The sequence below is a fragment of the Bosea vestrisii genome, from assembly GCF_030144325.1.
GTDB lineage: Bacteria > Pseudomonadota > Alphaproteobacteria > Rhizobiales > Beijerinckiaceae > Allobosea > Allobosea vestrisii_A.
This window is the reverse complement of sequence record NZ_CP126307.1, coordinates 4226592-4252744: the sequence shown is the minus strand read 5'-3', so window position 1 is coordinate 4252744 and position 26153 is coordinate 4226592. Positions and strand designations below refer to the sequence as shown.

Here is a 26153-nt window from a genome sequence, read left to right as displayed (position 1 = left end):
CTCGCTTTTGCTGCGGCTCCGTCGCAAGCCCAGGAACTGCCCGGAAAGGGCAAGACGATCCCGCTACGCCCAGGGCGACAGCCTCGGCGCCAACTATGTCACCGCTCAGATCGTGATCAAGGCGCTGAAGGAACTCGGCTACGACATCAAGCTCAGCACCGTGAACACGACCCTATTCTTCCAGGCGGCCGCACAGGGCGATCTCGACCTCGCGACCGACGTTAATTTCCCACAGCGCGAGCCCGGCTTCCGTGCGGTGGAGAAGGATGCCGAGATCGTCGGCGGCGGCCTGATCGTCGGTGGCGGCATCAACGGTTACCTGATCGACAAGAAGACAGCCGATGCCCACAACATCACCTCACTGACTCAGATGAAGGATCCGAAGATCGCGGCGCTGTTCGGCAAGGACGGCAAAGCCGATCTTATCAACTGCGATCCTGGTTGGAGCTGCGGCGACGTCGTCGATTTCCAACTCGACAAGTTCGGCCTGAAGGACACCGTGAAATCCATCCGCGGCAAGTACGAAGCGCTGATGGTCGAGGCCGTGGCGCGTGTTAAGCGTGGCGAGCCGGCCTTCTTCTACGCCTGGAGCCCGTCCTGGGTGAACAACGCGCTCGTTCCAGGCAAGGACGTCGTCTGGCTGCCGACGCCGGAGGACGCGCTACCGGCGTCCGTCCCGAACAAGGGCTCGGCGCTGGTCAAGGGCGTCAAGGGCTGTGCCGGCGGCGCCGATCCTTGCCGCATGGCCATGGCCTCATGGAATTGGGGGGCGGTTGCGAACAAGAAGTTCGTCGCGGCCAATCCGGCCGTGAAGGCGCTCATCGAGAACATGAAGTTCCCGCTCGATGACTGGTCGGGCTGGGAGTTCAACATCAACAAGAACGGCGGCAGCAACGCCTTGATAAACAAGATGGCCGACGAATGGATCGGCGCCCACAAGGCAGCATTCGACAGCTGGGTCGCCGCCGGGCGCGCGGCGAAGTAAGTCGAGGCTTCATCCTCATCCTCACAACCATAAGCGGGGCCGGTTTCCGGCCTCACCTATGGTTGCGATGGAAGCAGTTTGGATGCCGCTGTCGAGCAAGCTCGGATAAGGCCAAAAGTGGTCGTGGAGACATCAAATTCGGTGACAGTGTGTGCTCTTGCTTTAAAGGGCGTCGGCATTGGTCTCATTAATCCAGCGACAGCTGAACGATACACTTGCTAAGGAAGCGGTGTCCGCTGGCGGTAACCTGCTCCATAGACGCCTCCCTCAGCCGCCTCGTTGAGAACAAGCGCCTTTCGGAAGCCTTAGCTTACGTGAAAACTCGCCGGGACGAGATCAAGTCGGTGCCGCCCAAGACGCACAGCGAAGCGGGAGGCTATGCGCTTCGGCCGAAAGGGCGCAGAGGCCGGATTTCCTTCGTCGATCGCCACAGCGCGCGAAAGCCGCCACTCGCACCGCCTCTGACGGGGCGGCTGCGAAACATGGCCTCTCCGCAGCTCCGTCAAAGGCTCCGTAGCGCCCTGTGACATTTCCAACTTGCCGCAATCTACGACATTTCAAAAGGTTGCAACAGATGCCCCCGCCTTCACCCCACTAAGCAGCAGGCGCCGTGTTCACCGCGCTTGACGCTCATTATCAATTTTGTATACAAATCCAAAATGCTGTCGCCGATCGCTGCCCGCCCCTATCTACGCACCGAGGTCTATGACGCGCTGCGGGGGCATGTGCTCTCGCTCGCGGCAACGATCGACGAGCCGGTCAAGCTCAGCGAGGAGGAACTCGCCCGCATGCTTGGCGTCAGCCGCACACCGGTGCGCGAGGCGCTTCGGCGACTAGAGCAGGAAGGGGTGGTTTCGGTGGAGCCGCGCCGCGGCGCGCGCCTGATGCCGGTGACGCTCGAAGAATATCTTGAATGGCTGGCCATCCGTGAAATGCTTGAGGGGCTGGCAGCGCGGCTCTGCGCCGAGACGGCGACGGCCGCCGACATAGCCAGGCTGAGCGCGCTTTTCGCGGAGTTTGACGATGAGGCGGTGGCAGCGCGCCCCGTCGACTACGCGAAAGCCAATGTCGCGTTCCATCAGTCGATCGCCGAGATTGCCGGCAGCGCGCTGCTGGAGCGGACCTGGCGGTCATTCGGCCACGCCGCGATGGCGGGGTTGCGCTTCATCGAGCGGCTGCGGCGGGGGCAGCAATCGCTCGTCGAACATCGCGCCATCATCGCCGCCATCGCAGCGGGCGACCCCGACGCGGCCGAGCGTGCCGGGCGCGACCATGTCCGCTCCCTGCGCGAGGCTGCGCGCGCGCTCGATACTCTAACTTCGGATCGACCATGAGCTTCCTCGTTTTCGCCTGCGACGACGGCTTTCATCTTGGCCAGCTGGTTGCGCCGGATGCCGTGCTTGACCTTACGGAGCGGTGGCCCGAATCCGGGCGGCGGCCTCGCGATGTCGCCGATCTGGCGCAGCTGGGACGGGCTGGACTCGAAGTCGCGGCTTCGCTGGCAGCCGGCGCTCCGGGCGGCGACCTGCCATTCGCCGGGCTCGGTCTGCTGGCGCCAATTCCGCGCCCGGCCCGCAACGTCTTCTGCGTCGGACGGAACTATCGCGACCATATCGCGGAGGGCGCGCGGGCGACGGCGCTTGCGCCGACGACGCCCCCGCCGCTTGCCCCGGAGTTCTTCACCAAGAGCCCGGCCTGCGTCATCGGGCACGGGGCCGCAGTGCCGCTGCATCGTCGCGTCACGGATCTGCTCGACTACGAGGCCGAACTCGCCGTCATCATCGGCCGCGGCGGCGCCGACATCACGCCGGAACGGGCGATGGAGCACGTCTTCGGCTATGCGATCATCAACGACGTGACGGGGCGCGACCTGCAGCGCCGCCACGGCCAGTGGTTCAAGGGCAAGAGCCTCGACCGGTCCTGTCCGTTCGGGCCGGTGGTCGTGCTACGCGCTGCGCTGGGGGACGCGCCCGATCTCGCGATCCAGCTTCGGATCAACGGCGAGCTGCGGCAGGACAGCCGAACCAGCCGATTGATCTTCGACATTCCCACCATCATCGCCGCGCTGTCGGCCGGAATGGCGCTTGAGCCGGGCGACATCATCGCCACCGGCACCCCGTCGGGCGTCGGCTACGCGATGCATCCGCCGCGCCGTCTGGCCGCCGGCGATGTCATGAGCGTCACGATCGAAGGCATCGGGACACTTGAAAACGCCGTAGTCGACGCTTGAGCAGCGGGAGGAAAGAACGATGACGATGCCGATCGGGACGGAAAGCGTGCGGCGGGCCGGGACGGAATTCCGCTGGCCGGGAGGCGTTCCTGTCGCAGTGATCTTCAACATTGCCTATGAGGGCTGGTCGGCCGGCAAGGCGCCTGGCATCGGGCCGATGGGAAATGTGCTGCAGCCGGGATATTTCGACACCAATGCCGATTCCTGGGCGCGCTATGGCGCGGTGCGCGGCATTCAGCGCTTATCGCGGATCGCGCGCGCCAACGGAGTCAAGGCCAGCGTGATGGTCAGCGGCGTGCTCGCCGAGCGCCACCCCCAGACAGTTGCCGACCTCCGTTCGGACGGCCATGAGATCGTCGCCCATTCCTACGGCATGGACGTGATCCCGATCTATCTCGACGAGGCGGCGGAGCGGGCCAACATCGCCCGCACGGGCGATCTCATCGAGAAGGCCTGCGGACTGCGGCCAACCGGCTGGATCAGCCCGCGCGCCACAAACAGCCTGGCGTCGCCGCGTCTGTTGGCGGAGGCCGGCTATCTCTGGCATGGCGACGCCAACGACGACGATTTGCCTGCTTTAATCGAGCTGCCTGGCGGTGAGCGGACCGGCATCGTCGCGCTGCCCCTCACGATGGACGTCAACGACCTGCCCCACTCGATTCGCTACGGCAACGCCCCCGATGCTCTGATCGGCCAGTTCGAGGCGATCCTGGACCGCGCCACGGCAGCCGATGCGCAGCCCTTCATGCTCGACGTCACCGCCCACACCCATGTCTTCGGCCGCCCATCAGGGGCCTGGGTCTACGACGCGATGATCAAGCTGGCGCTGAAGCGGACGGATATCTGGATCACGACGCGCGCCGAGGTCGCCGCCTATGCGAGGGAGAAAGAAGCCTGGTTCGCGTGAGCGACGAGACACCGCCAGCCCCAAAAAAGCAGTATTGGAGGGATCACGACCATGAGGTTCTTCGCAATGGCGGGGCTCGCCCTCGCCCTCGCCGCCGCCGCGCCGTCGCATGCGCAGGAGGCATTTCCCAATCAGGCGATCAAGCTCGTCGTCGCCTTCGCGCCGGGTGGACCGGCCGATCTGATCGGCCGGATCGTCGGGCGCAAGCTTGAGGAACTCTGGAAGCAGCCCGTCGTGATCGAGAACCGGGGCGGCGCGGGCGGCGCGTTGGCGACGCGCCAGATCGCACGCGGCGAGGCGACTGGGCACCAGATCCTCGTCACCACCAGCGCCTATGCCGTTAATTCGACGCTTCTGAGTAACCCGGGCTACGATCCGGGCAAGGATCTCGCCGCGATCGCGACCGTCGCGACGACGCCTAACTTGATTGTCGTCGCCCCAGGAGGGCCGATCAAGTCCCTGGCCGATCTTGTCGCGCTCGCCAGGAGCAGGCCACTGAGCTACGCCACGGCTGGCGTTGGGACGACGCCGCATCTATCCGCCGAAAGCATCTTTCGACTCCAAGCTGGGCTCGACATCCGGCACGTGCCTCATACCGGGGCCGGTCCAGCCTTGAACGCGGTCATGGGCGGCCATGTCGACATCGCCAGCGTCGCGCTTTCGGCCGCCACGGAACTCGCCAAGACCGGCACAGTCCGTGCGATCGCCGTCACAACCAACTATCGCGTCGCCTCGCTGCCGGATGTGCCGACCACGGCCGAAAGCGGATATCCTGGCGAAGACTTGACCTGGGTCGCCTTCTTCGTGCCGGCGGGGACGCCCGCCGCGGTTGTCACGCGGATCAACGCCGACATCAATATCGCACTCGCTGCCCCGGAGGTTCGCGACGCCTTGACCAGGATCGGTTTCCAGTCTGCCGGGGGCACTGTTGCGGAGGCTACCGGATTCGTAAGTGCTGAAGTTGTCAAATGGGGCGGTATCGTAAAACGGCTCGGACTCAAGGTCGATTGAAGAGCTCTTGACCGCCTGTCTGATCGCGCCGTCGAGGCAGATCGTCGTGCAGTCGAGCTCCGCACAATACGCCGATGCCCTGCGCAGAATGCAAGCGAGCGCCACCAGCAGCGGTTTTATGCTGATCCACGTTCCCTCCATCCTGCCTTATCGGCGCGCGAGCCGCTCGATCGCCTCGCTGATCGGGGTCTCGCCAGCCGTGAGTTCGATGATGATCCGACTGACCGTCGGCTGCTCGATGATCTGGACGAGGGCTGCCGCGACATCGTCGCGGGGAACCTCGCCATAGGGAATAGCCATGTCGGCGCTGACCTTGCCGGTGCCGGGAGTATCGGACAGCGTCCCGTGCCGCACGATCACCCAATCAAGTGAGCCCGGATCTGCCTAATCGCATCGAGATGCCGTTCGCGCCATCCATTGGCGATTGAGAAGGCCTCGACAACTTCCGGTGCTCGGAAACTATCGCGAGGGATCCCGCTCTTCAGCAGAGTCCCCGGCAGCGTCGACACGTTTCCTTCTCTAACGACGAACGACTCCCGTCACGGTGCTGAAGCCCCCGGAGCGCTCCCCCTCAACGAGAGTGAACCGATCAGCGAATTAATGAACCTGCACAATTTCGACGGGGCTCTGGCTGCTCGCATACAGACCAAACGCGGAAAAGCCCGCGCCATGACCTCGTCGCCCGCTCCGTCCGGAGGTCTGCGCGCAAGCAAACGACTCCAGAGCGGCGTCGGCGCCTCTAGAACGTCGGCGGCGTGCAGGCGCTGATCACGTCGCAGGGAACCGGCCCGACGCAGCGGAACCGGTGCGGCCGCCGGCTCTCGAAATAATAGGCATCGCCCGGCCCCAGGATGCGCCGCTCCTCCTCGACCGTGACCTCAAGGCGCCCGGACAGGACGATGCCGCCCTCCTCGCCTTCGTGGACGAGCGGAACCTTGCCGGTATCCGCACCCGGCTGGTAGCGCTCCCTCAGGATCTGGAGACTGCGCCCGAAGAGATTGTCGCCGACCTGACGGAACGAAATCGCGCCCTTGCCGATCTCGGTCAATTCCTCGGCGGCATAGAACGCCTTCCTGCGTCGCTCCGGCTCGAAGGCGAAGAACTCGGCGAGGCCGATCGGGATGCCGTCGAGGATCCGTTTCAGCGCCCCGACCGAGGGGTTCGACGAATTCGACTCGATCAGCGAGATTGTCGAATTGGTCACGCCGGTGCGCTTGGCCAGCTCGCGTTGCGAGAGGTTATGCGCGAGCCGCAGCTGACGCAGCCGGCCTCCGATATCGATCGACATGCCCATCTCCGGTTTCAGATGTTGCGCATATCGAAACAATCACCTTGCGATCATCAAAAAATCAACTGGTTACCGGCAATTAGAAAAGGACTTGTTCAGGCCTTCGAAATAGCGGAAGCGGGTGGCCACCTCGATGGAGACCGCCATGGACATGAGCGCCAAGCCGAATACGCCGGTTCTCGACAATTTCTGGATGCCGTTCACGGCAAACCGGCAATTCAAGGCGGCCCCTCGCCTGCTCGCCGCGGCAGAGGGCATGTTCTACACCGACATCGACGGCAACAAGGTGCTGGACGGCACCGCCGGGCTGTGGTGCGTCAATGCCGGCCACGGCCGCCGGCGCATCGCCGCGGCGGTCGAGCGGCAGCTCGCCACCCTCGACTATGCGCCGACCTTCCAGATGGGCCATCCGATCGCCTTCGAGTTCGCCGAAAGACTGGCGGCGATCGCGCCGGGCGGGCCGAAGGCCGGGCTCGACCGCGTCTTCTTCACCGGCTCCGGCTCGGAATCGGTCGATACGGCGCTGAAGATCGCGATCGCCTATCAACGCGCCATCGGTCAGGGCACCCGCAGCCGCATCATCGGCCGGGAAAAGGGCTATCACGGCGTCGGCTTCGGCGGCATCTCGGTCGGCGGCCTCGTCAACAACCGCCGGGTCTTCCCGCAGATCCCGGCCGACCATCTGCGCCATACGCTCGACATCGAGCGCAATGCCTTCTCGAAGGGGCTGCCACAGCACGGCATCGAGCTCGCCGAGGATCTCGAGCGCCTCGTCGCCCTGCACGGCGCCGAGACCATCGCCGCCGTCATCGTCGAGCCCATGGCCGGCTCGGCCGGCGTCGTGCTGCCGCCGAAGGGCTATCTGGAGCGGCTGCGCGCCATCGCCGACAAACACGGCATCCTGCTGATCTTCGACGAGGTGATCACCGGCTTCGGCCGGCTCGGCACGCCGTTCGCCACGGATTATTTCGGCGTCGTCCCCGATCTCGTCACCGCGGCCAAGGGGCTGACCAATGGCGCGATCCCGATGGGCGCCGTCTTCGCCAGCCGCAAGGTCCATGACGGCCTGATGACCGGGCCGGAGAACCAGATCGAGCTCTTCCACGGCTATACCTATTCCGGCCATCCGGTCGCCTGCGCGGCCGGCCTGGCGACGCTCGATATCTACCAGGAGGAAGGGCTGCTGGAGCGCGGCGCCGAGCTCGCCGGCCACTGGCAGGAGGCCCTGCACTCGCTGAAGGGGCTGCCGCATGTCCTCGACATCCGCAATCTCGGCCTGGTCGGCGCGATCGAACTCGCGCCACGCGGCGGCACGCCCGGCACCCGCGGCTATGACGTCTTCGTCGACTGTTTCGGCAAGGGCCTGCTGGTCCGCGTCACCGGTGACATCATCGCCCTCTCGCCGCCGCTGATCATCGAAAAGGACCAGATCGACAACATCGTCTCGGTGCTCGGCGAGGCGCTGAAGCGGATCGCCTGAGCGCAGAGCGAAGCTAGGCCAGGCGATCCGACCTCTTCCATCTCGAAAATCATCTTGACGTTGTATCCGAGCCGCCCGGCGCGCGCCTCTATTTCGACCGCAGGCGAGGCCGCGGACGCTGCGCGGTCAACGATCGCGAACGCCTACGGCCATGCCATCCCGTTGGGGATCAGCGCCGCCTTGCCACCTTCCGTCCTGACGGAGGATGCCGTGAGGCGCGCCGAAGGCATAGGATTGATACGATCTGGCGACCGGATAGCCCTGAGCTTCGAGCTGCGAGGATACTCGGCGTGCAATGCGGTTGGCCACGTCGATTTTGTCGCTAAGGCAAACGACGCGAGGGGCAGAAACCGCCTCCTGCATCGTCATCCCAAAATCGAACACGTTGCTCAACGCCTGGGCGATGGCCGGGACGATATATGTTCCGCCGGGAGCGCCGATTGCCAGGATCGGCTCGTCCCCGTCGTACACGACTGACGGTGCCATCGTGCTACCTCTCGCCTTGCCGGGAGCAATTGAGCCGGCACGGCCCGGACGAGGGTCGAATCCGGCCATCGTGCCATTGAACATGAATCCAAGTCCAGGTGAGATCGCGCCGGAGGGCGAACCCAGGGTGTGCGTTATGGTGACGGCGTTCCCCTCCGCATCCATGACGCTAACGGTCGTCGTGTCGCGGGACTCGCCTGGTAGCTCCGATCGCGAGATTTTGGCTCGTTCTCCGCGCTTGATGGACTCCGCATGTTTTCGCGCGTGCTCCTGCGACAGCAGCATGTCCATCGGAACAGGGATAAACTCGGGATCTCCCATATGGGCCTCCCGATCGAGCGTCACTCGCTTCATCGCCTCGGCGAGGACAATGATGTGCTCCGCGGAACCATGCTCAAACGCGCCGATGTCGAACGCCTCGAGAATCTGAAGCAGTTCGATTAGCGAAATACCGCCTGTCGCAGGAGGCGTGCTGGCAACGCGGCGGCCGCGATAGCTGCCCCAGATCGGATCCTTTTCCGAAACGCGATACGCTTGAAGATCGGCCTTTGTTAGAAGACCGCCGTTCTCGGCCATATCGGCCGCAATCTCGTCCGCGAGCTCGCCGTGATAGAAAACGTCCGATCCACCGCGGGCGATACGCTCCAAGATCGATGGACCAGAAATAATGCATATATGGCCTGATCAAAAATCCGTCGCGGGCGTGCGCGATCGCCGGCGCCATCACATCGGCAAGGTCCATCTTACCGTACCGCTCCAGTGCAAGACAGAAGCCCTTCACATTCCCCGGAGTGCCCACGGCCCGATAGCCGATGTCGTTCGCGAGGTCGTCGAGAAGGAACGCAAATCCGTCTCTGGTCTCGCCGACGAAATTGGCCTCCCACATGTCCGCGGTCGAGGCTAACGGCGCTCTTCCCAGGAACTCCAGCGTCGTGTGCACCCCTCGCCCGGGCAGCACGACGTGCATCGCGCCGAAGCCCCCGATCCCGCACATCTGAGGGTCAACGACGCCTTGGCAAAATGCGCAGGCGATGGCGGCATCGACCGCGTTGCCACCCGCTCTCAATATCTCCGCGCCAACCTCGGCTGCTTCGGGCTGCGCGGCTACGACCATCCCCTGCATGAGAACGTGCCCCTAGCTTCTGGAATTTTACCGACCAAAGTCGATTTGGCACGGCGCATGAGAGGTAACCGGACAGTCCTTGAGGACGACTGCCAGCCCCGGCAGAACGGCGACGGTAAGAACTGGCCTTCTGGACCGCCGCTAGTCGAACAGGCAGCCCTTCTCCGGGTGAAATCGCACCGGAACCGTTTGATACCAAGCAGCTCCGGTGCGACGAGACAATCAGGGGTTCCAATTGGAGCGAATCTCGAGGACGACGCCAGCGTCCTCCCTCGTATCGAAATACGTGAAGCCCTCGCCATCGTGCTTTCTACCTCGCTCGCCGATGACAAGCCCCATATCCAGGCAAGCCTGCTCCGCCTCTTCGATGTCAGGCACCCCGAACCCGATATGGTAGACCCCTCCTCCATGCTCTTGCAGAAAGCGATACTTGCGGGTCGTGCTGGGCAAAGGTTGGCAGAGCTGGAACTGGATATTCTCAAGGTCGCAGGACTTATAGATCCACGACTCCATTTCCTCTCGTGTTAGAGAGGAAACCGGCAGGTCGCCTAAGGGCGGAAAATCCTTCCACGGACCGATACCGACCGACTCGTAATATTCAACAGCCTTCTCAATATCCGGGACGACGATGCAGAGATGATGCACCTTCCGGAATACGTTCTTTTTTCCATCGCTGGACATTTGCCTCTCCATGAAAGGTCACAACACCTGAATTTGGGATAGAGCCTAAAGTGCTGATGCATCATCGACGCTGCTTTACTTAGGACCCTAGAACGACCCGATGGCGGCTACAGCCCCAGTCTTTAGCCAGTGCGATGCATCGCGACCGGTCCTCCTCGATGACGAAGCCATCGCGGATCAGACCATCGACTGCTGCAGCGATAGCGTCGCGGTAGGCGTCTGCCGTCGGATAGCGATCGAGGATCGAGGTACGGGGATCGCGCGTCGCCTCTGCGACCTCGCGTGTTTCTGGAAAGGGTATGTATGAGCCGGTCACACCGACCATGGCTCCCGCGCCCAATTCTCTTCGTCTGACGCTCCAGCCCGTATAGGTGCCAAGCGGCGCCTGCACCATCGGGGCCCTTAAGCCCGCAATGTCATTGCCATCCGCATCGACACCCGGCACTCGGACGGCGTAGCTTCGGGATGCATAGATGGCCGGAGGAACCTGGTCCAGAATCCCTGCCGCGTAGTTTGTCCCATAGTCCATGGCCTCGAGGCGACTCTCCGAAGCCGGGCATGTGACGGCCGGGATCTGGGGGAACGATGCCCGCCAATCCTCGAAGGTTGCCAACGTACCTTCGGCCACCAACGGGATCCGGCTTTCGGGTGGCGCGATCCCGCGTGTCACCCAGTCATCGAGGCGGCGAAGCAACGCTCGAAAAAACATCGAGGTCGCTACCGTATTGAACAGCTGCTCACTGATACCGGAGGTCAACTCGACGTCGCGGGGATATGCCCAATGTTGCGAACTGGCCCACAGATAGATCCGGACCGTCTCGGGCTGGGCGAGATCGTTGCCTTCAGTGTCCGTGTGGACCAAGGACGCGCGCCGATGCCAGTATTCGGATGCGGAATCCGTGTGAATGACGAACGGGTCGGAATTCGGCCGCTTCAGGATCGCGTCCCGCGCGCCCGTCAGATGATCGGAGCTGGCGGCATAGGAGAAGGGAAATATGTCGGCCGGGGCGGTATGGTTCTCGTAACTCTGGCCCGGCAGGAGCGTCGGCTTGGCAAAGCGCTGATTGAGCCACATTTTTCCGGCGCCCGAGACGTGAGGCATGGCGCCGTCGAAGACCTTGCGGCCAGCCAAATCCTCATTGAACCCGTGGTAGATGAAGTCCCTGATGCAGCGTCCTGATTGAGAGCGCCCCCAGCAATAAGCGCGTTCGATTTCCAGGGCGGCAACCTCGCGTGCCACTTCGTCGCTTCCAGCGGCGTCGCCGTGCCGCAACGCCGCGACGAAGTCACGGACTGCGCTGTGTCCCAAGCCTAAGACGAGCGGGTCCTGGCCGAGATAAACAAGTTCGTAGATCCAGCCTGGCTCAAATCCATCCGGCATATGGATATGGAAGTCGGACGGCATGACGGCTCGTTCGGCGCCTTGATTGTCGGCCCCCTGTCCTCCCTCGGTGCGAGCGAAATCCCAGCGATCCCGGGGAACCTCTTCCCTGCTGCTCCAATAATATCTGCGTCGCGTCAACGACGCGGAGGAATGGGCATGGGGCACCACGGGATAACTGCGGCAGGTCGTGGCGGCGCTGAGCGGATATACCTTCACTCCGTCCGAGGTCGGGGTGAATTCCGCGAAGATCTTCCCTTCGATCGCGGTTGTCCCTTCGCGTGCCACCGGCACCGAAAGCGTGCAGCGATCATCTCCGGGCCACAGATCCCCCTGCCATCCGAGCCAGGCGACCGCGTAACCCTCGCGCATCAGAAAGCCGTTGCCGGCATCGGCGAGGCTGAGAGGCATATTTCCTGACGGCGCGTCGTTGAAGAAATGAAGAGCGCGCTTGTTGCCACGGTTAACGAACTCGAACAGCAACCGGCCGTTGCCACGCCCCGGTTCGGCCGGGCGCAGGATGCAGAAATCGCCACCGTATGAGACGAGACCATCCGCGTCGCGCGGAGCATGGCTGAGATCGACTATCGACCGGTTGCGAGATTCCGATGGATCGATCTTGAACATGGCGCGACCCGTGACACGCTCGTAGGCACCAGCCTGCCCGAACTCACACGCGCCAGCGAAAGCTACCCGCCTAACATTTTCAAATTTTAGCATCGATTACACCGATCAGGAGGCAGCGTCGGCGCCTGCCGACACTCGGGCCGCGTTCGCCTAGCTACGCTTCGAGCGCCCCGATAGCGTGGTAAGAATGAGCGTCGAAACGACCAGGAAGAAGGCCAGCGCCGCGCCGACCGGCCAATTGTTCTTCGCCAGGATCTCGGAGGCGACGGCCGGGGCCATCATCTGGAAACTCGGACCGCCGAGGAGAACCGGGGTGGCATAGGCATTCATCCCGAGGATGAACGAGATCACGAAGGCCGCCTTGATGCCCGGCATGGCCAGTGGCAGCGTAACCTCTCGGAACGTCTCGAACGGGGTCGCGCCAAGGCTGAGCGAGGCTTCCTCAAGCGACGGATTAAGTCCGTCGAGCACGCTTTGGATGGTCAGGACTACGAAGGGGATGTTGACTGCGGCAGCTCCGATCAAGACCGCCAACGGCGTATACATGATTTGAACCGGCCGTTCGACGATGTGCAAGTTGGTGAGGAGGGCGTTGATCAACCCTTGCTCGCCAAATGCGAGCATCCAGCCAGCAGCCCGGACAGCGGAACCCACGAAAAGCGGGATGACTACCAGCAGGATCAACAGTTTCTTGTAGCGGGTCGACCTGCTAATAAGATGAGCCAGCGGGATTCCGACCATTAGCGCGATGAAGGTGATGCCAAGAGACATCGAGACGGTGACGAATAAGATATTCCTATAATATGGATCCAAGACTATATTAGCATAGTTTGCGAACGTAAAATCCGGAAGCATGAACTGCCCCGGAACGAAGCGATTCAGGCTGTACCGGCCAAGTAGCAGCAGGGGCAGCAGGTACAAAAAGAGCGATATCAACAACGCTGGAAGCACTAACGAGAACGCGCTTCGTTTGTTCGGAACGGTCGACCCGGCGAGATAGACGGAAGCCATTTTCATCGTCCTCGAGCGTTTTCGGGCGATTGCTCATCGCTCCTCATGGTCAGCAACTTGTCGGGCGGCATGGTGAGGTAGACCGTGGCACCCTCCGCCACCGTCGATAGCGCCTCCGACGAGGTGATGGCGACGTTGATGACGAGATCCTGCCCAATGCGACATTCGAGCAGAACAACCGCGCCCAGATAGATTTTCGAGATGACTTCGCCCGCAAACTCGTTGAGGGACAGCGTGGGCGAAGCCGCGATCTCGATCTGCTCCGGCCTGATGACGACGACGTCGTGATCAGTCGCGGCGCCTGGCAGGGCGAGGCGTATTCCGGACGCGGCTTCGAAGAAGTCCCCATCAGCCTTGCCCGGAATGAAGTTCGTGTGACCGATGAAATCCGCGACGAAGGGGTTATCGGGACGGGCGTAGATGCCCTCGGGCCTTCCAATCTGCCGAATTCGTCCCTCGCTCATGACGACCACACGATCCGCGATGCTCATCGCCTCCTCTTGATCGTGCGTCACCAGGATCGTGGTGATACCCAACGACTTCTGCAGCCGCTTGATCTCCTGCCTGATGCCTACGCGCAACTTGGCATCCAGGTTGGATAGCGGCTCGTCCATCAGGAGGATATCGGGCGAGATCACGATCGCCCGCGCGATAGCGACGCGTTGCTGCTGTCCGCCGGAAAGCTCCCGCGGCATCCGCTTGGACAGAGGGTCCATCCGCACGAGCGCGAGCACTTCCTCGACCTTAGTCGCGATGACCTGCTCCGGCGTCTTCCGACGCCGAAGCCCGAAAGCAACGTTCTCGAAGACGGAAAGGTGCGGAAAAAGCGCGTAGTTTTGAGGGACAAGCCCGATGTTACGGTCATAGGCCGGCACGCCGGTGATCTCACGCCCGCTCAGCTTGATGCTGCCTTCCGTTGGATCTATGAACCCTGCGATCATGCGCAGCGTCGTGGTCTTCCCGCAGCCCGATGGACCCAGGAAGACGATCATTTCGCCTTGATCCACCTCAAGGTTGAAATTCTCAACGGCCATTGCCGGACCATAACGCTTCTTCAGACCCGAGATGCTTATGTTCGACATCAGAATACTTTCGTTATCGGGATGAAGCGATCGGTGATCAGCAGCCCGCTCGTTACGAGCAGGATCTGAATGACCGAGATTGCCGCCACGCTCGGGTCAAGCCGCCACTCAAGATACTGGATGATCGCGATCGGCAGCGTCGTCTCCCCGGGAGCCACCAAGAAGAGCGTCATTTCGAGATTGCCGAAGCTCACGACGAAACTGAAGAGCCCGGCGGCCACGATTCCGGGCCACATCAGCGGAAGGGTAATCTTGATCAGCACGGTCAGCGGACGAGCCCCCAAGCTGATCGCCGACTCTTCCACGGCCTTATCCACCAAACCGATGTTGGCGAGAATCAGCCTGAGACACCATGGGATAGTCAGGAGGACGTGGCCGAGCATCATGCCCCAGGGAGAGCCGACGAGCGGAAGGTCTGTTTTGATCTCGACGAGGATCATCGTCACATAAAGGCCGGCGCCGAGAACGATGCCGGGCACAACCATCGGGCTCATCAAGAACTGAAGGATGGCCTCACTGAAAGGTAGGATGCGCTTGCTCAAGGCCACCGCTGCCGGGATCGAGACGAGAAGCCCCATGCCAGTCGCTAGCAGCGCCACCTTCAGGCTCGTCCAAAGCCCGCTCGTAAACTGCACGTTTTTGAGGGCTTCGCCGTACCACGCAATCGAATAGCTCGCCGGTGGAACGGCGGGGATCTGTCCGGCAAAAAAACTCAGCCAGACGATCAAGATAAGCGGGCTGAGCAAGAAGACGAACGCAAGAACAACGCTAACGGTATAAGTTATTTTCCCTAGGCTTACTTGTAGGGCGCGTGCGCGGCTGACGGGGAGGCGCGGCACGGACATAGCGGTCGTGCCGGCCGCGTCGGCGCGCGCCGTCGGCGGCGTTGAGCGGTTCAAATCCGATTCCCCGATTTAGGTTACCCTGACGATGCAGGAGTCAGCCTCCTCCCAAAGTCTCGAAACTTTGCGGGAGATCTTCGAACAGGCGAAATCGTGCATGCGTCCTGGGCGGTCGCAAACTAGAATTTTGCGATAGGAGATATGCTCCGCCGTTATAGGTCAGCGAACCGGGGCGGAAACGGTGACATTGCCTTCCGAAGAGGCTTGAGGGCTCCGAAGCGGTGTGCTTACATCAGCCAATCAGGATAATTTATCCATTTTTGGTTTGGGGTTCTGCAATGAGGCATGAGGGTAAGGTCGCGATCGTCACGGGAGCCGCACGAGGGCTGGGGCTCGCCTGCGCGCAGCGGCTGCATGCCGAAGGCGCCAAGGTCCTCCTGCACGACGTCAAAGAGGACGTCGTAAGGGAAGCTGCCCGGGGTCTGGGCGAGCGAGCGAGCTGGATTGTCTCTGATCTGAACGAAGTTTCATCGAAAATGGCGAAGGATATCATCGATCGGGCGACGTCCGATTTCGGCTCGGTCGACATCCTTATCAGCAACGCGGGCATAATCCACCTCTCGGATTTTGTCGATTTTCCCGAGGAGGACTTCGATCGAGTCCAGCAGGTCAACCTCAAAGCGCCCTTCCTTCTGGGCCAGGCAGCGGCGCGTCAGATGATCAGGCAAGGCCGGGGGGGTCGATCGTGAACATGTCGTCGATCAACGCGATATTGGCCATACCCAATTCGGTTGCTTACGCCGTCTCGAAAGGTGGCATCAAGCAGCTCACGGCCGTCATGGCGGTAGGCCTGATCCCCCACGGCATTCGCGTCAACGCGATCGGTCCAGGTACGATCCTGACGGACATGGTCAAGTCATCGGTCATGTCGAACGAGGAGCAAAGGCAAATCATCTTGTCTCGGACACCGGCAGGCCGCTGCGGTGAGCCCTCGGAGATCGCGAGCGTGGCGTCCTTCCTTTGCAGCGACGACGCCTCGTACATCGTAGGTCAAACCATTTATCCCGATGGCGGCCGCCTGATTCTGAACTACACCGTGCCGGTCGAAGGGTGAGACCGCGCCTGATCGGCGAGAGCGACTTCGCCGACGCCACAGCCGGCGATCGAGCCGGCTCTTTTTCGCCTCCAATCGGCAGGCATCCAAGCCGCCCCGCGGCGTTCAAGCCGGAGATGGGAATGATTAGTCAGGCATGGCCGCCATTACGAATTCAGCCGGCCGGAACCGGCGCCGTGCTTCTGGATTGCGCCCGGGATCAGTTCAGCGACGAGTATCAGCAATTGATCTGGGCGGTAGCCAAGTCTGCGCGAGCGATCCCGGGCGTCCGCGAGTGCGTTCCCGGAATGAACAATCTGATGGTCGTGTTCGATGGCCTGTCGATCCATCCCCGGGATGTCGAGATGCGCCTGGTCTCGCTATGGGAGGGCGTGGAGGCTGCCGACTCCGAACATCAAGTGTGGACCATCCCGGTGCGATACGGGGGCCAGGCCGGCGAGGATCTTCGAATGCTCGCCGAGCACGCAGGCTTACCGATCGAAACGTTCGTCGAGAGGCATGCGGGCGTCACATATACGGTCGCGGCGCTCGGCGCGATGGCAGGCTATCCTTATCTTTCGGGGCTTGATCCGGCATTATCTTGCCCACGGCGCATCAGCCCTCGCCTTCATGTGCCGACGGGATCCGTTATCATCGGCGGCGCCCAGGCAGGGATTATGCCGACCTCGGCCCCTTCGGGATGGCATATATTGGGTGTCACCGACTTCGTTCTCTTCGACGTCACCGCCACTCCGCCGGCACGGCTCTCCCCCGGCGACACCATAACGTTCTCCATTGCGAGCCTCGAGATATGATCGAAGTCCTTAGTACCGGCCTGCTGAACTCGGTGCAGGACCAGGGCCGAATGGGCTATCTGGACATCGGTGTCAGCACATGCGGGCCGATCGATCGACTGGCTTACGAACTTGCAAATGCGCTGCTCGACAACCCGTCCAATGCAGCCGCTATCGAAGTCGCGCTTTTCCCGTTTCGGATCAAGTTTCACGGCGACGCCAACTTTGCCGTGACCGGCGCGGTTTGCGATACCAAGCTCGACGGAATGCGGCTTCCGCCGTGTTGGATGCGCTCCGCAAGGGCGGGGCAGACCCTGACGATCGGAGCGCCGCGTCGGGGCGCGCGAGCCTTCCTTGCGGTCGGCGGGGGATTTGACGTACCCGAAGTGCTCGGCTCGCGGGCGACCGATCAAAAAAAACGGGTTCGGCGGCCTGGAAGGCCGGGGCCTGAAGCGCGGTGACAGGCTGTCGCTCTGCCAAGGATCGGCCGCTCCTCTTCCAGAAGCTCACGACGGGTTCGGCGCTTGGCACGACGATTTGGATGCGGGCTTTGACCCGCCGGGCCAGCCTGTCACCGTGCGTGTGGTTCCTGCGGCCGAATTCGACGCCTTCACGAGCCCGTCACGCGAGCTTTTCTTCTCGAATGCATGGACGCTGACACCCGACGCCAATCGGATGGGATACCGCTTCTCGGGAGAAAAACTAAACCTCGGGCAGCCGCGGGAGCTTCTCTCGCATGGCATCGTGCCTGGCACCGTGCAGGTGCCTCCGTCCGGCCAACCGATCATACAGCTGGCCGACGCCAACACCTGCGGCGGGTACCCTAAGATCGCGACGGTGATCGAAGCCGATCTGTGGCGTTTGGGACAGCTCCGCGTTGGCCAGGCGCTGCGGTTCGCCCTGACGGATATCGACTCCGGATTGGAGACGCTGCGGCTTCAGAGAGCTTTGACAACACGCATTCGACAAGCAGCGGTCGATTCGGTCTGGCGACCCCAAACCAACCGCAAATTCGGCTCCGCAGCTCAACCCAGTTCGTAAAGCGGGTCCCCGAAGCCGACCAACTGTCCGTCTTGCGCGATCAACCGCGCGATCCTGCCACGGGCCGGAGCACGGACGATTTCGAATCCGGGACTCAGATCGAGATAGCCGACGATCGCGTCGTTTTCGACATTGTCGCCCGGCTGCAGGCCGGGGCTCTGGTCGCCGGGATGGCTGGCCCGGAAAAAGCCCATCCCTGGCGATCGGATGACATTGCGCGGAACCACCGGACCGGGGGCGGCTTTCGACTCGGGTGCCGAGGGCCGGGTAGCGACACCCTGCCTCAGAATTACCCTGCCACCGGCGTCCTCGAAGTCCAGCTCGCGAAGTCCTAGCCGATCAACCTGCGCGATCAACCAGGCGACGTCATCAGCGGTCATGGCGAACCTCATCGTCGAACAGCCCGGCGTCCATGCGTCGCTCGAGGTGGTGGATATCGAATCCCCCTTTGACGAAGCCCTCGTCGCTCATGAGCTTTCGATGGAGCTCCACCGTAGTGGCGATGCCGGCGATCTCGATTTCGGCCAGGGCTACCTTGAGGCGCTCGATCGCCTCTTCGCGGGTTGCGCCGTGGGCGAGGAGCTTAGCGACGAGGGAATCGTAGTGCGGCGGCACCGTATAGCCGGAATAAAGGTGGCTTTCGACACGAATACCGGGGCCGCCCGGTGCGATCCACTGGGACACCGTACCGGGCGAGGGCATGAAGTTTCTAGCGTCTTCCGCGTTGATCCTGCATTCGATCGCATGGCCGACAAAGCGTATGTCCTCCTGCTGGATCGTGAGCCGCTCCCCCTGGGCGATGCGGATCTGCTCTCGGACGATGTCGACCCCCGTCACGAGCTCCGTAACGGGGTGCTCGACCTGCACGCGCGTATTCATTTCGATGAAGAAGAAGTGCCCATCTTCATACAGGAACTCGAAGGTCCCTGCCCCGGTATATCCGATGGACCGACAGGCATCCGCACAACGAGCGCCAATCGCGGCAATCGCCTCGCGCGAGATATGGGGCGCAGGTGATTCCTCAATGACTTTTTGGTGTCGGCGCTGCATCGAGCAATCGCGCTCCCCCAGCCAAACGACGTTTCCATGACCATCCGCGAGGATCTGGATCTCGACATGCCGGGGATGTTCCAGAAAGCGCTCGATGTACACCTGCGAGTTCCGGAAGGCTTGCCCAGCCTCCTGCCGGGTCGTGGCAACCGACGTCTCCAGATCCGCGGCAGCTCGTACGATCCGCATGCCTCGGCCACCGCCTCCGCCCGCCGCCTTCACGATAAGCGGATAACCAACTTCATCGGCCAAAGCCCTCACTATGGCCGCATCATCCGGCAAGGCCCCTTCCGATCCGGGAACACAGGGTATGCCCGCCTGGGCCATTGCCTTCTTCGCGGAGACCTTGTCCCCCATCAAGCGGATGGCCCTCGCCGAGGGCCCGATGAAAGTCAGACCGGCCTCCTCGACTGCCTGGGCGAAGTCGGCATTCTCCGAAAGGAACCCGTAACCGGGATGAACTGCGCCTGCCCCCGTCAATCGCGCGGCAAGAAGAAGGCGGGAAGGATCGAGATAGCTAGACGCCGCGGACGCAGGTCCGATGCAGATGCTTTTATCGGCCAGTGACACGTGCCGGAGTGCCGCATCGGCTTCGGAATAGGCAGCCACTGTCTTCAGACCGAGACTGCGACAGGCGCGCAGCACGCGCAAAGCGATTTCACCGCGATTGGCGATCAGGACGGTGTCAAACATCGATCGCCTCCGTAGCCTCGATTTCGAACAGGACCGCACCGGCGGCTACGCTTGCGCCATCCTGCTCGCGGATCGCCACAATGCGGCCAGCGCGGTCACACTCGATCGCATTGAGCATTTTCATCGCCTCGACGACGGCGAGGGTCTGACCTTCCGCGACCGTGTCGCCAACCTCGACGAAGGGCGGGCTATCTGGATTCGGTCGGCGAAAGAACGTTCCGAAACAGGGAGCCGTGACTTCGCTGCGAGGCACGACGGAGACCGGCGGGGGCGACGGGGTCTCGGCCTCGATGGCAGGTTTAGCCGGGTTTTGCGGAAGCTGGTCACGGACGAGATGGAGTTTGGTCCCACCCGCGGCAAATGTCATCTCCGCGAGCGTTGACCGATCGAAGAGCGCAAAGAGGTGTTCGAGTAGGACCCGGTCCATGCATTCGTCTCACTGGTGCCGACTGGTGGGGCTTTAAGGGCGGCCCTTAGGAGCGAAAGCCTCAATCGAAATGCCGGCGGCCTCGACAGCACCGCGAACGGCAAGGCCGATGCTAACGGCTTGGGGCGTATCGCTGTGCAGACAAATCGAATGAAAATCCGCTTCGATCAATCGTCCCGAAGCGGTCTCGATCGCGCCGGCGCGGATCATGCGGACGACGCGGTCGGCGGCTTCCGTGGCATCCGTCAATACGGACCCCGCAAGCTTGCGCGACATTAGCATGCCCTCGTTGGTGTAGGCCCGGTCAGCGAATATCTCGGACCTGACTTCCATCGCAAGATCGCGCGCAATCCGTTCCTGCTCGCCGAGCGCGATAACCAGGCAGATCAGCTTAGGATCCACCGCCTTGATCCCCTTCGTCACGGCCTTGGCCACTTCTGGATCCGAAGCGGTAAGGTTGCCGAGGGCGCCATGGGCCTTGACGTATGTGATCGGGTTGCCAGAATAGGCGGAGAGGGCCTGCGCAGCGCCCACCTGATAGGCTGTTAGCCGCTCAATTTCGCCGGTCGTGTGAGGTAATACGCGACGTCCGAAACCCCAAAGATCGGCAAAGCCGGGATGCGCGCCGACGGTCACGCCCTTTTCGCGCGCGGTTCGAAAGGTGTTCGCCATGACCTCCGGGTCGCCCGCGTGAAAACCACAAGCGACGTTGGCAGAACTGACGATGTCGAGAATCGCCTCGTCATCGCCCAAGCGATAGGCGCCAAACGCCTCGCCCATGTCCGAATTCAGGTCGATCGACGTCTTCACGCCCGTTGCACTAGCGGAGCTCATTCTTGTAGATCCGCCCTTCTTTCATGACCAGCAAGAGATTGCTTTCGGGCTTTTCAAGGACCGTGATGTCCCGCAGCGGGTTCCCTTGGACGATGATGATATCGGCCAGATACCCGGTCGCCAGGCGACCGATCCGCTTTTCGAGGCGCACGAGTTCCGCGCCGACGATAGTGGCCGAGCGGAGAAGCTCGTCGTTCGGCACTACATCATGGCGCAGGGAAAATTCCTGCAGCTGGAATTCCTGCATCATCGTACCGACAAGATCGGTGCCATAAGCCATCGGGATCCCAAGACGACGCGCGATCTCAACGGCCTGGATGCCCGGAGCGACCAGCGCGTTGATCTTCTCGATGGTTGTCGCGCTCATGCCCGCCTCGGCACCGTATTTGGCTGACATGTGGTAGGCCGCGAGCGTTGGAACGAGGAAACAGCCCTTCTCTTTCATTAGCTGAGCCGTCGGTTCGTCCAGGAAATTCCCATGCTCGATCGAGCGGACGCCAAGGCGCGCGGCTCGGCTGATCGTCCGCGCGGAGTAGGCATGAGCGACGGCATAAACGTTCGCCATTTCAGCTTCCTCGACGACCGCTGAGATCTCTTCTTCGGAAAATTGATCCGAATCGAGGCGATCGGTCGGAGAGGCTGCACCGCCGCCTACCATGATCTTGACGTGATGCGCGCCGCGTCTGATCTCGGCACGCGCCGCGCGCCGGACTTCGGCGACACCGTCTACGACGACGCCGAGGCCAGGCTGCGAATAAGCGGTATCCAATACCTCAGTGCCCGGGTCGCGCATGTCGCCATGCCCGCCGGACTGCGACAGGGCCTTGCCACCGAAGAGAACGCGGGGCCCCTCGAAGAGCCCCTCCTCGACCGCCTTAGCCAGACCGAAGTCGGCGCCACCGACGTCCCGAACGGTCGTGAAGCCGCGCAGAAGCGTCCTCTTTAGCGTCCGCGCCGAGTGTGCAGCCACATAACTGGGCGACGAACGCGACAACGTTCCGAAATCGCCGGCATAAGCCGTAATATGAACGTGAGCATCGATCAAACCCGGCATCACCGTCGCGCCTTTGGCGTCGATGACGCGCCAATCGCCGGGGTTCGGCCCGCCCCTCGAAACATCTTTTATCTCGTTGTTCTCAATTACGACCTTTTGGCCTTCAAGAATCTCGCCGCGATCGACGTCGAGAACGTTGGCATTGTCGATAACTGTCACGGTCATGGAGATTTCCTGCAGCGTTATGATGGGCGGGAGAGACGCGCTGGGCGGTCGTCAAACGCCAGGCCAGTTGGAAGCGAGGAGCGCAAGCTCTGTCGCCGACGAAGCTTCAAAAATGCGCTGCGAAACAGCCTCCCAGCGATCGGCCGCTTGGGCGGCTATCCGCAAGGAACTTGAACAGCAGCATCCCAGCGCCCTTCTCGTGCATTTGTGGATATGTTATCCAGTGATGGTATCCAGTCAACCGCGGTGACAGCTGTTACGCCAGAGAGTTGTGATTGCATCCAGGCGGCCGGGCCTGCACTCGTTCGAGCCAAAAAGGCAAGATGTCCATCGATCGTTTCGAACGTTCAGCCGTCCCGCACGAGCGATCGACTGCGATGGGAACGGTCCATCTTACGGCTCAGGTTCTCCCGAGTGACGGATCGATCGGAGACCAAACGCGTTCGCCCCCGCCAGAATTCGATCCGTTGCTGGCTGGCGGCAATCACGAAGCGAGGCGACGATATGACTCGCAGGCCGCATCCTCTCCGCGGCCTAAAGCACCGTTTGGAATGGCTGGGTCAATCGAGATCACCCACCGGCGTGGTCGATTAGCTCGGCCAGCCTCTCGGAGCGTTGGCATGTTGAATTCACTATCGTTGCCTTCACCGGGGACAGTTGCGCCACTGGCGGGTGGGACGAGCTATGCTACAAGCCATGTTGATCCGTTGTGCGCGACCGGCGTAAGGCATTTTCTGCCTTTGCTTCCTAGCGCCCCTTTGAGAACACTTAGGACTGTGATGTCGGATACAATCGTTCAGAAAAAGACGATATCGTCGCAGGTTGCCGACGTCCTTCGGAAGCGCATTCTATCGGGTGAATACGAGGCCGGTACACGGCTCCGCCAGGAGCATATCGCCTCCGAGATCGGCGTGAGCCGAATCCCCGTTCGCGAAGCACTGCATCAGCTCCACTCCGAGGGGTATGTTACGCTCGTATCCCAAAAAGGCGCCGTGGTTTCGGCGATCTCCCTTGGAGAGATCTTGGAGATGTTCGAACTGAGGGCGCGGGTGGAGACTTGGCTTCTCGCTCTCGCGATTCCGCGAATGACCGAAATCGACTTTGCGAAGGCGCAGGACGCTCTGGAGCATTTCTCAAGAGAGGGCCGACACTCGGAGTACTCTCACGCGTTAAACTGGAAGTTTCATAGCGCTCTTTATGAGCCATCCGGACGGGTGATGACGATCGATTTGGTGGCCAAGATCCATCAGCAGATCGAGCGCTACACGCGCCTCATGGTTTCGCTAGCTGGGAGCCAAGAGAAGGCCAGCCGCGAACACGCCCTGCTCCTAGCGCTTTGCCGGACCGGTGACGTCGAGCGAGCCGTGGCCCTTTTGGATCAGCACATAACCGATGGCGGCCAGTTCCTGGTTGAGCGAATAACGGCACTTCGTGCAAAAGAGCCTGCTGACGTATCGCCCGAGCCTAAGCGGCGGCGTGTGGCCAGGTAGCGGGTTCGCTCAGCGCCTGTGTGGGGCTCGTCCTCTTCAATGCCGGCCCTGCCTAACCCCCCGCACACCAACCGATTTGGGGGCGATTCGACTGGCGTTGAGGCCAAGACAGAAACGGATCGAGCGCCCACAGTGTCGCAATGTCGGCGGCGCGGCTCGATCCTTCGACCCCTGTGGCGCGTGAAGATTTCCCATTGGTGTGGTCGAGCAGCGAGCGGTGTCGCACTATATGGGACGGCGCTTTGTCTTTCGGCGTGAGGCCGCCGCCGAGCTCTAAGCGCTAACCACCGTGAAAATGCGCCTCGACGACGCCGCCTTCGAAATTCGCCGACAATGTGGGTATCGAAGGCTTCGCTCGATGCTTACCCCTCTTCGCGAGGATTGGTACGGTGACCGAGAGGCCACGTCCCGCTCAAGTCTCAGTCGAGCGGGACGCGGCTTTGCATCGGCGATGACCACTCCTACGGATTGCAAGACCTGTAAAGAGAGCGGCCCCGGTGGCGACGGGACGCTAAGCAGCAGGCTTGACGCCATAGGCACCGACATACCGTCCCTCTCGGATGCTTTTAAGGGTCTCTTCTTCGCGCATTTCCTGATCGCGCACCAGTTTCAGGAGCGCTTCCGCTCCCTCGAAAGGAAAGGCGACCACTCCGTCCTCGTCACCAACCACGACGTCCCCGGGATTTACCACCATGCCCCCGACCGATACCGGCACGTTGATTTCCCCAGGTCCATTCTTATACGGCCCCTTATGAATGGCAGTCCGAGCGAAGCAGGGAAAATCGAGGCTCTCGATCGCGGCGGTGTCTCGAATAGCGCCGTCGATCACGAAGCCTGCCGCGCTTTGGTATTTGGCAATGTTGATCATGATCTCGCCGATGAGAGCTCGGTCGGGACTCCCGCCGCCATCCACCACGATGACATCGCCAGGCTTGATCAATTCGAGCGCCTTGTGAATGAAAAGGTTATCCCCGGGCGCGGTCCTTACGGTAAGCGCCCTGCCGACCATCCGGCCACTACGGTGAAACGGACGCAAACCCACGGCACCCGGCAGCCGATGGAGGTTGTCACTTATCAACGGCGTAGCGGCCGTGCGAAAGCCTTCGAGAACTGACAACTCGGTCATGGCGGCATTCCTTGTTCTGAAGCGGATTGATCATCGGTTCGCCGGCCCTGCCAGATAGACAAAGCGCGGCACGTACGCCCGAAAGCGTTCTGCAACTCCCGCCTGCGGATCCGGGGAGCCGTTAGGGTCCGAGGGTGCTCAAGGCGTCCCTCGATTTGATTATTGCGATCAGGCCTTAAATACCTTGTCCCACCAGTCCTTTAACAAGGCATCATTCTTGAGAAGGTAATCATTGTCGGCAAGAAGGATCTGCTTGTCCATGCCTTCCGGGATTCCAATCCTCGCACGGTAATCCGCAGGCAACGGGAAGTCTTTTAGTGGCGGGTTGTAGCCAAACGCATTAGCGAACCCCGTCTGAGTATCCGTTTGCAGGGCGGCGTTGAGAAACTCATACGCCTCGTTCTTGTTGCGGGCATTTTTCGGAATTGAGAATCCGGCCTGATAGAGCGCCAAACCTTCCTTCGGGAAGGCGATCTTGATCGGGATACCCGCATTCTGCCACATCACTCCACGAGCTTGCCACATAATGCAGATCGAGCATTCACCGCTCTGCAGTGCCTGTGCCATGGCTTCGTTCGTCGGATAGACTCGGACGCCCATTTTCTTGAGCTCGAGTAATTTCTGCTTGCCGGGCTCGTAATTCGAGATCGAGCCCCCGCCTACGAGTGCGGCGGATTCGATTGTCGACTGATACTGGATGTCGATCACCCCCACCTTGCCTGCATAAGCCGGGTTCCAAAGGTCGGCATAGGATGTCGGCGCCGGATTGATGCGCTCGGGATTATAGAGAATAACCCGCGTGCTGAAGAACTGAGGCAGCATGTAGGGCTTGCGCAATTCCGGGATTATTTGCGATGCAGCCGAAATGCGACTGTAGTCGATCTCTTCGAGCGCGTTATTCTTGAAAAGCTCGTAAGCCCCGGAATCCGTGAGCCCGGCAATGTCCATGGTTCCGCGCGGCAAAGCCCGCTCGGCGAGTATCTTGACCTTTCGCGGCGCCTCGGCGGCGGCATCGAACGATACGTCGATACCTTTCGGCTTCAGATAGGGAGACACGATGAAATTATCGAGGACCTTCTGCGAGTCTCCGCCCCAGTTGCCGATGACGAGCCGTCGCCCGCTCTGGGCCCCCGCGGAATTAGGCAACGCGCTCGCGGCCGTCGCACCGCCAAGCAACTGCGTGAATCGACGGCGATTAATGAGATTAGTCATGTGCGGTACCCTTCGAGATTTCTCTGCTGGAAGTGATTTA

24 protein-coding genes and 2 pseudogenes are annotated in these 26153 nt (G+C 61.7%); 11 read left to right on the top strand and 15 right to left on the bottom strand.

Annotated elements, in window-relative coordinates; genetic code table 11:
* Window positions 1–7: 7 nt before the first annotated feature.
* The 5 genes from proX (at window position 8) to QO058_RS20910 (ending at window position 5133) form a co-directional block, all read left to right on the top strand.
* Window positions 8–985, top strand: a complete 978-nt coding sequence (gene proX, locus QO058_RS20930) for a glycine betaine/L-proline ABC transporter substrate-binding protein ProX (protein WP_284168175.1) — start codon at window positions 8–10, stop codon at window positions 983–985.
* 623 nt (window positions 986–1608) lie between these two features.
* The gene (locus QO058_RS20925) at window positions 1609–2319 is read left to right on the top strand and encodes a GntR family transcriptional regulator (RefSeq protein ID WP_284168174.1); all 711 of its coding nucleotides are present in this window, start codon (window positions 1609–1611) and stop codon (window positions 2317–2319) included.
* Complete coding sequence (locus tag QO058_RS20920; RefSeq protein WP_284168173.1) at window positions 2316–3215, top strand: fumarylacetoacetate hydrolase family protein; 900 nt, start codon at window positions 2316–2318, stop codon at window positions 3213–3215. The genes QO058_RS20925 and QO058_RS20920 overlap by 4 nt, the downstream gene beginning before the upstream one ends.
* Before the next feature lie 19 nt (window positions 3216–3234).
* On the top strand, window positions 3235–4122 hold the full coding sequence (locus QO058_RS20915; protein ID WP_284168172.1) for a polysaccharide deacetylase family protein: 888 nt from the start codon (window positions 3235–3237) through the stop codon (window positions 4120–4122).
* Between the two features lie 51 nt (window positions 4123–4173).
* Window positions 4174–5133 carry a tripartite tricarboxylate transporter substrate-binding protein gene (locus tag QO058_RS20910; protein WP_284168171.1) on the top strand — a complete coding sequence of 320 codons (960 nt, stop codon included), beginning with the start codon at window positions 4174–4176 and terminating at the stop codon, window positions 5131–5133.
* A gap of 147 nt (window positions 5134–5280) precedes the next feature.
* On the opposite strand, the gene QO058_RS20905 is transcribed toward QO058_RS20910, so the two are convergent.
* Complete coding sequence (locus QO058_RS20905; protein ID WP_284168170.1) at window positions 5281–5493, bottom strand: Rossmann-fold NAD(P)-binding domain-containing protein; 213 nt, start codon at window positions 5491–5493, stop codon at window positions 5281–5283.
* Between the two features lie 379 nt (window positions 5494–5872).
* Window positions 5873–6421 (bottom strand): cupin domain-containing protein, encoded by a 549-nt coding sequence (locus QO058_RS20900; protein ID WP_284168169.1) that lies wholly within the window; start codon window positions 6419–6421, stop codon window positions 5873–5875.
* A 145-nt stretch (window positions 6422–6566) separates the two neighbouring features.
* Between QO058_RS20900 and aptA the strand changes: the two genes are divergently transcribed.
* On the top strand, window positions 6567–7901 hold the full coding sequence (aptA, locus tag QO058_RS20895; RefSeq protein ID WP_284168168.1) for an omega-aminotransferase AptA: 1335 nt from the start codon (window positions 6567–6569) through the stop codon (window positions 7899–7901).
* A gap of 126 nt (window positions 7902–8027) precedes the next feature.
* On the opposite strand, the pseudogene QO058_RS20890 reads toward aptA, so the two are convergent.
* The 6 genes and pseudogenes from QO058_RS20890 to QO058_RS20860 all read right to left on the bottom strand — a co-directional run bounded on the left by QO058_RS20890 (window position 8028) and on the right by QO058_RS20860 (window position 15191).
* Window positions 8028–9510, bottom strand: a pseudogene (locus QO058_RS20890) (gamma-glutamyltransferase family protein).
* Between the two features lie 222 nt (window positions 9511–9732).
* Complete coding sequence (locus QO058_RS20880) at window positions 9733–10191, bottom strand: VOC family protein (protein WP_284168165.1); 459 nt, start codon at window positions 10189–10191, stop codon at window positions 9733–9735.
* A 79-nt stretch (window positions 10192–10270) separates the two neighbouring features.
* Complete coding sequence (locus tag QO058_RS20875) at window positions 10271–12199, bottom strand: alpha/beta hydrolase domain-containing protein (protein ID WP_284168163.1); 1929 nt, start codon at window positions 12197–12199, stop codon at window positions 10271–10273.
* 150 nt (window positions 12200–12349) lie between these two features.
* Window positions 12350–13210, bottom strand: a complete 861-nt coding sequence (locus QO058_RS20870) for an ABC transporter permease (protein ID WP_284168162.1) — start codon at window positions 13208–13210, stop codon at window positions 12350–12352.
* A 2-nt stretch (window positions 13211–13212) separates the two neighbouring features.
* Entirely contained in the window at window positions 13213–14292 is a 1080-nt protein-coding gene (locus tag QO058_RS20865; protein WP_284168161.1) for an ABC transporter ATP-binding protein, read from the bottom strand.
* Window positions 14292–15191, bottom strand: a complete 900-nt coding sequence (locus QO058_RS20860; protein WP_284168160.1) for an ABC transporter permease — start codon at window positions 15189–15191, stop codon at window positions 14292–14294. The genes QO058_RS20865 and QO058_RS20860 overlap by 1 nt, the downstream gene beginning before the upstream one ends.
* Before the next feature lie 281 nt (window positions 15192–15472).
* On the opposite strand from QO058_RS20860, the pseudogene QO058_RS20855 reads away from it, so the two are divergent.
* The 4 genes and pseudogenes from QO058_RS20855 to QO058_RS20840 all read left to right on the top strand — a co-directional run bounded on the left by QO058_RS20855 (window position 15473) and on the right by QO058_RS20840 (window position 18062).
* Window positions 15473–16248, top strand: a pseudogene (locus QO058_RS20855) (SDR family NAD(P)-dependent oxidoreductase).
* Between the two features lie 122 nt (window positions 16249–16370).
* Window positions 16371–17042, top strand: a complete 672-nt coding sequence (pxpB, locus tag QO058_RS20850; RefSeq protein WP_284168159.1) for a 5-oxoprolinase subunit PxpB — start codon at window positions 16371–16373, stop codon at window positions 17040–17042.
* Complete coding sequence (locus QO058_RS20845; protein ID WP_284168158.1) at window positions 17039–17482, top strand: 5-oxoprolinase subunit C family protein; 444 nt, start codon at window positions 17039–17041, stop codon at window positions 17480–17482. The genes pxpB and QO058_RS20845 overlap by 4 nt, the downstream gene beginning before the upstream one ends.
* Entirely contained in the window at window positions 17394–18062 is a 669-nt protein-coding gene (locus tag QO058_RS20840; RefSeq protein WP_284168157.1) for a 5-oxoprolinase subunit C family protein, read from the top strand. The genes QO058_RS20845 and QO058_RS20840 overlap by 89 nt, the downstream gene beginning before the upstream one ends.
* On the opposite strand, the gene QO058_RS20835 is transcribed toward QO058_RS20840, so the two are convergent.
* The 5 genes from QO058_RS20835 to QO058_RS20815 are packed head-to-tail and all read right to left on the bottom strand — an operon-like array spanning window position 18047 to window position 22285.
* Window positions 18047–18442 (bottom strand): hypothetical protein, encoded by a 396-nt coding sequence (locus QO058_RS20835; protein WP_284168156.1) that lies wholly within the window; start codon window positions 18440–18442, stop codon window positions 18047–18049. The genes QO058_RS20840 and QO058_RS20835 overlap by 16 nt on opposite strands.
* Window positions 18432–19805: an acetyl-CoA carboxylase biotin carboxylase subunit gene (accC, locus tag QO058_RS20830; RefSeq protein WP_284168155.1), complete on the bottom strand. Its 1374-nt coding sequence runs from the start codon at window positions 19803–19805 to the stop codon at window positions 18432–18434. The genes QO058_RS20835 and accC overlap by 11 nt, the downstream gene beginning before the upstream one ends.
* Window positions 19798–20232: an acetyl-CoA carboxylase biotin carboxyl carrier protein gene (locus tag QO058_RS20825; protein ID WP_284168154.1), complete on the bottom strand. Its 435-nt coding sequence runs from the start codon at window positions 20230–20232 to the stop codon at window positions 19798–19800. The genes accC and QO058_RS20825 overlap by 8 nt, the downstream gene beginning before the upstream one ends.
* A 33-nt stretch (window positions 20233–20265) precedes the next feature.
* Window positions 20266–21042, bottom strand: coding sequence for a LamB/YcsF family protein (locus QO058_RS20820; protein WP_432211960.1), 777 nt, complete (start codon window positions 21040–21042; stop codon window positions 20266–20268).
* A 10-nt stretch (window positions 21043–21052) separates the two neighbouring features.
* Complete coding sequence (locus tag QO058_RS20815; RefSeq protein ID WP_284168152.1) at window positions 21053–22285, bottom strand: metal-dependent hydrolase family protein; 1233 nt, start codon at window positions 22283–22285, stop codon at window positions 21053–21055.
* A 779-nt stretch (window positions 22286–23064) separates the two neighbouring features.
* On the opposite strand from QO058_RS20815, the gene QO058_RS20810 reads away from it, so the two are divergent.
* Window positions 23065–23775: a GntR family transcriptional regulator gene (locus tag QO058_RS20810; protein WP_284168151.1), complete on the top strand. Its 711-nt coding sequence runs from the start codon at window positions 23065–23067 to the stop codon at window positions 23773–23775.
* A 511-nt stretch (window positions 23776–24286) separates the two neighbouring features.
* Here QO058_RS20810 and QO058_RS20805 read toward each other — a convergent pair.
* Together QO058_RS20805 and QO058_RS20800 are read right to left on the bottom strand one after the other, a co-directional pair.
* Complete coding sequence (locus tag QO058_RS20805; RefSeq protein WP_284168150.1) at window positions 24287–24901, bottom strand: RraA family protein; 615 nt, start codon at window positions 24899–24901, stop codon at window positions 24287–24289.
* Window positions 24902–25069: 168 nt separating this feature from the next.
* Entirely contained in the window at window positions 25070–26113 is a 1044-nt protein-coding gene (locus tag QO058_RS20800; RefSeq protein WP_284168149.1) for an ABC transporter substrate-binding protein, read from the bottom strand.
* Between the last annotated feature and the right edge of the window lie 40 nt (window positions 26114–26153).

Coding starts and splice junctions, on each gene's coding strand:
- QO058_RS20920 (WP_284168173.1), top strand. CDS start 2,316: ATGAGCTTCCTCGTTTTCGCCTGCGACGACGGCTTTCATCTTGGCCAG.
- QO058_RS20915 (WP_284168172.1), top strand. CDS start 3,235: ATGACGATGCCGATCGGGACGGAAAGCGTGCGGCGGGCCGGGACGGAA.
- QO058_RS20910 (WP_284168171.1), top strand. CDS start 4,174: ATGAGGTTCTTCGCAATGGCGGGGCTCGCCCTCGCCCTCGCCGCCGCC.
- QO058_RS20900 (WP_284168169.1), bottom strand. CDS start 6,421: ATGTCGATCGATATCGGAGGCCGGCTGCGTCAGCTGCGGCTCGCGCAT.
- aptA (WP_284168168.1), top strand. CDS start 6,567: ATGGACATGAGCGCCAAGCCGAATACGCCGGTTCTCGACAATTTCTGG.
- QO058_RS20880 (WP_284168165.1), bottom strand. CDS start 10,191: ATGTCCAGCGATGGAAAAAAGAACGTATTCCGGAAGGTGCATCATCTC.
- QO058_RS20875 (WP_284168163.1), bottom strand. CDS start 12,199: ATGTTCAAGATCGATCCATCGGAATCTCGCAACCGGTCGATAGTCGAT.
- QO058_RS20870 (WP_284168162.1), bottom strand. CDS start 13,210: ATGGCTTCCGTCTATCTCGCCGGGTCGACCGTTCCGAACAAACGAAGC.
- QO058_RS20865 (WP_284168161.1), bottom strand. CDS start 14,292: ATGTCGAACATAAGCATCTCGGGTCTGAAGAAGCGTTATGGTCCGGCA.
- pxpB (WP_284168159.1), top strand. CDS start 16,371: ATGATTAGTCAGGCATGGCCGCCATTACGAATTCAGCCGGCCGGAACC.
- QO058_RS20845 (WP_284168158.1), top strand. CDS start 17,039: ATGATCGAAGTCCTTAGTACCGGCCTGCTGAACTCGGTGCAGGACCAG.
- QO058_RS20835 (WP_284168156.1), bottom strand. CDS start 18,442: ATGACCGCTGATGACGTCGCCTGGTTGATCGCGCAGGTTGATCGGCTA.
- accC (WP_284168155.1), bottom strand. CDS start 19,805: ATGTTTGACACCGTCCTGATCGCCAATCGCGGTGAAATCGCTTTGCGC.
- QO058_RS20825 (WP_284168154.1), bottom strand. CDS start 20,232: ATGGACCGGGTCCTACTCGAACACCTCTTTGCGCTCTTCGATCGGTCA.
- QO058_RS20815 (WP_284168152.1), bottom strand. CDS start 22,285: ATGACCGTGACAGTTATCGACAATGCCAACGTTCTCGACGTCGATCGC.
- QO058_RS20810 (WP_284168151.1), top strand. CDS start 23,065: ATGTCGGATACAATCGTTCAGAAAAAGACGATATCGTCGCAGGTTGCC.
- QO058_RS20805 (WP_284168150.1), bottom strand. CDS start 24,901: ATGACCGAGTTGTCAGTTCTCGAAGGCTTTCGCACGGCCGCTACGCCG.
- QO058_RS20800 (WP_284168149.1), bottom strand. CDS start 26,113: ATGACTAATCTCATTAATCGCCGTCGATTCACGCAGTTGCTTGGCGGT.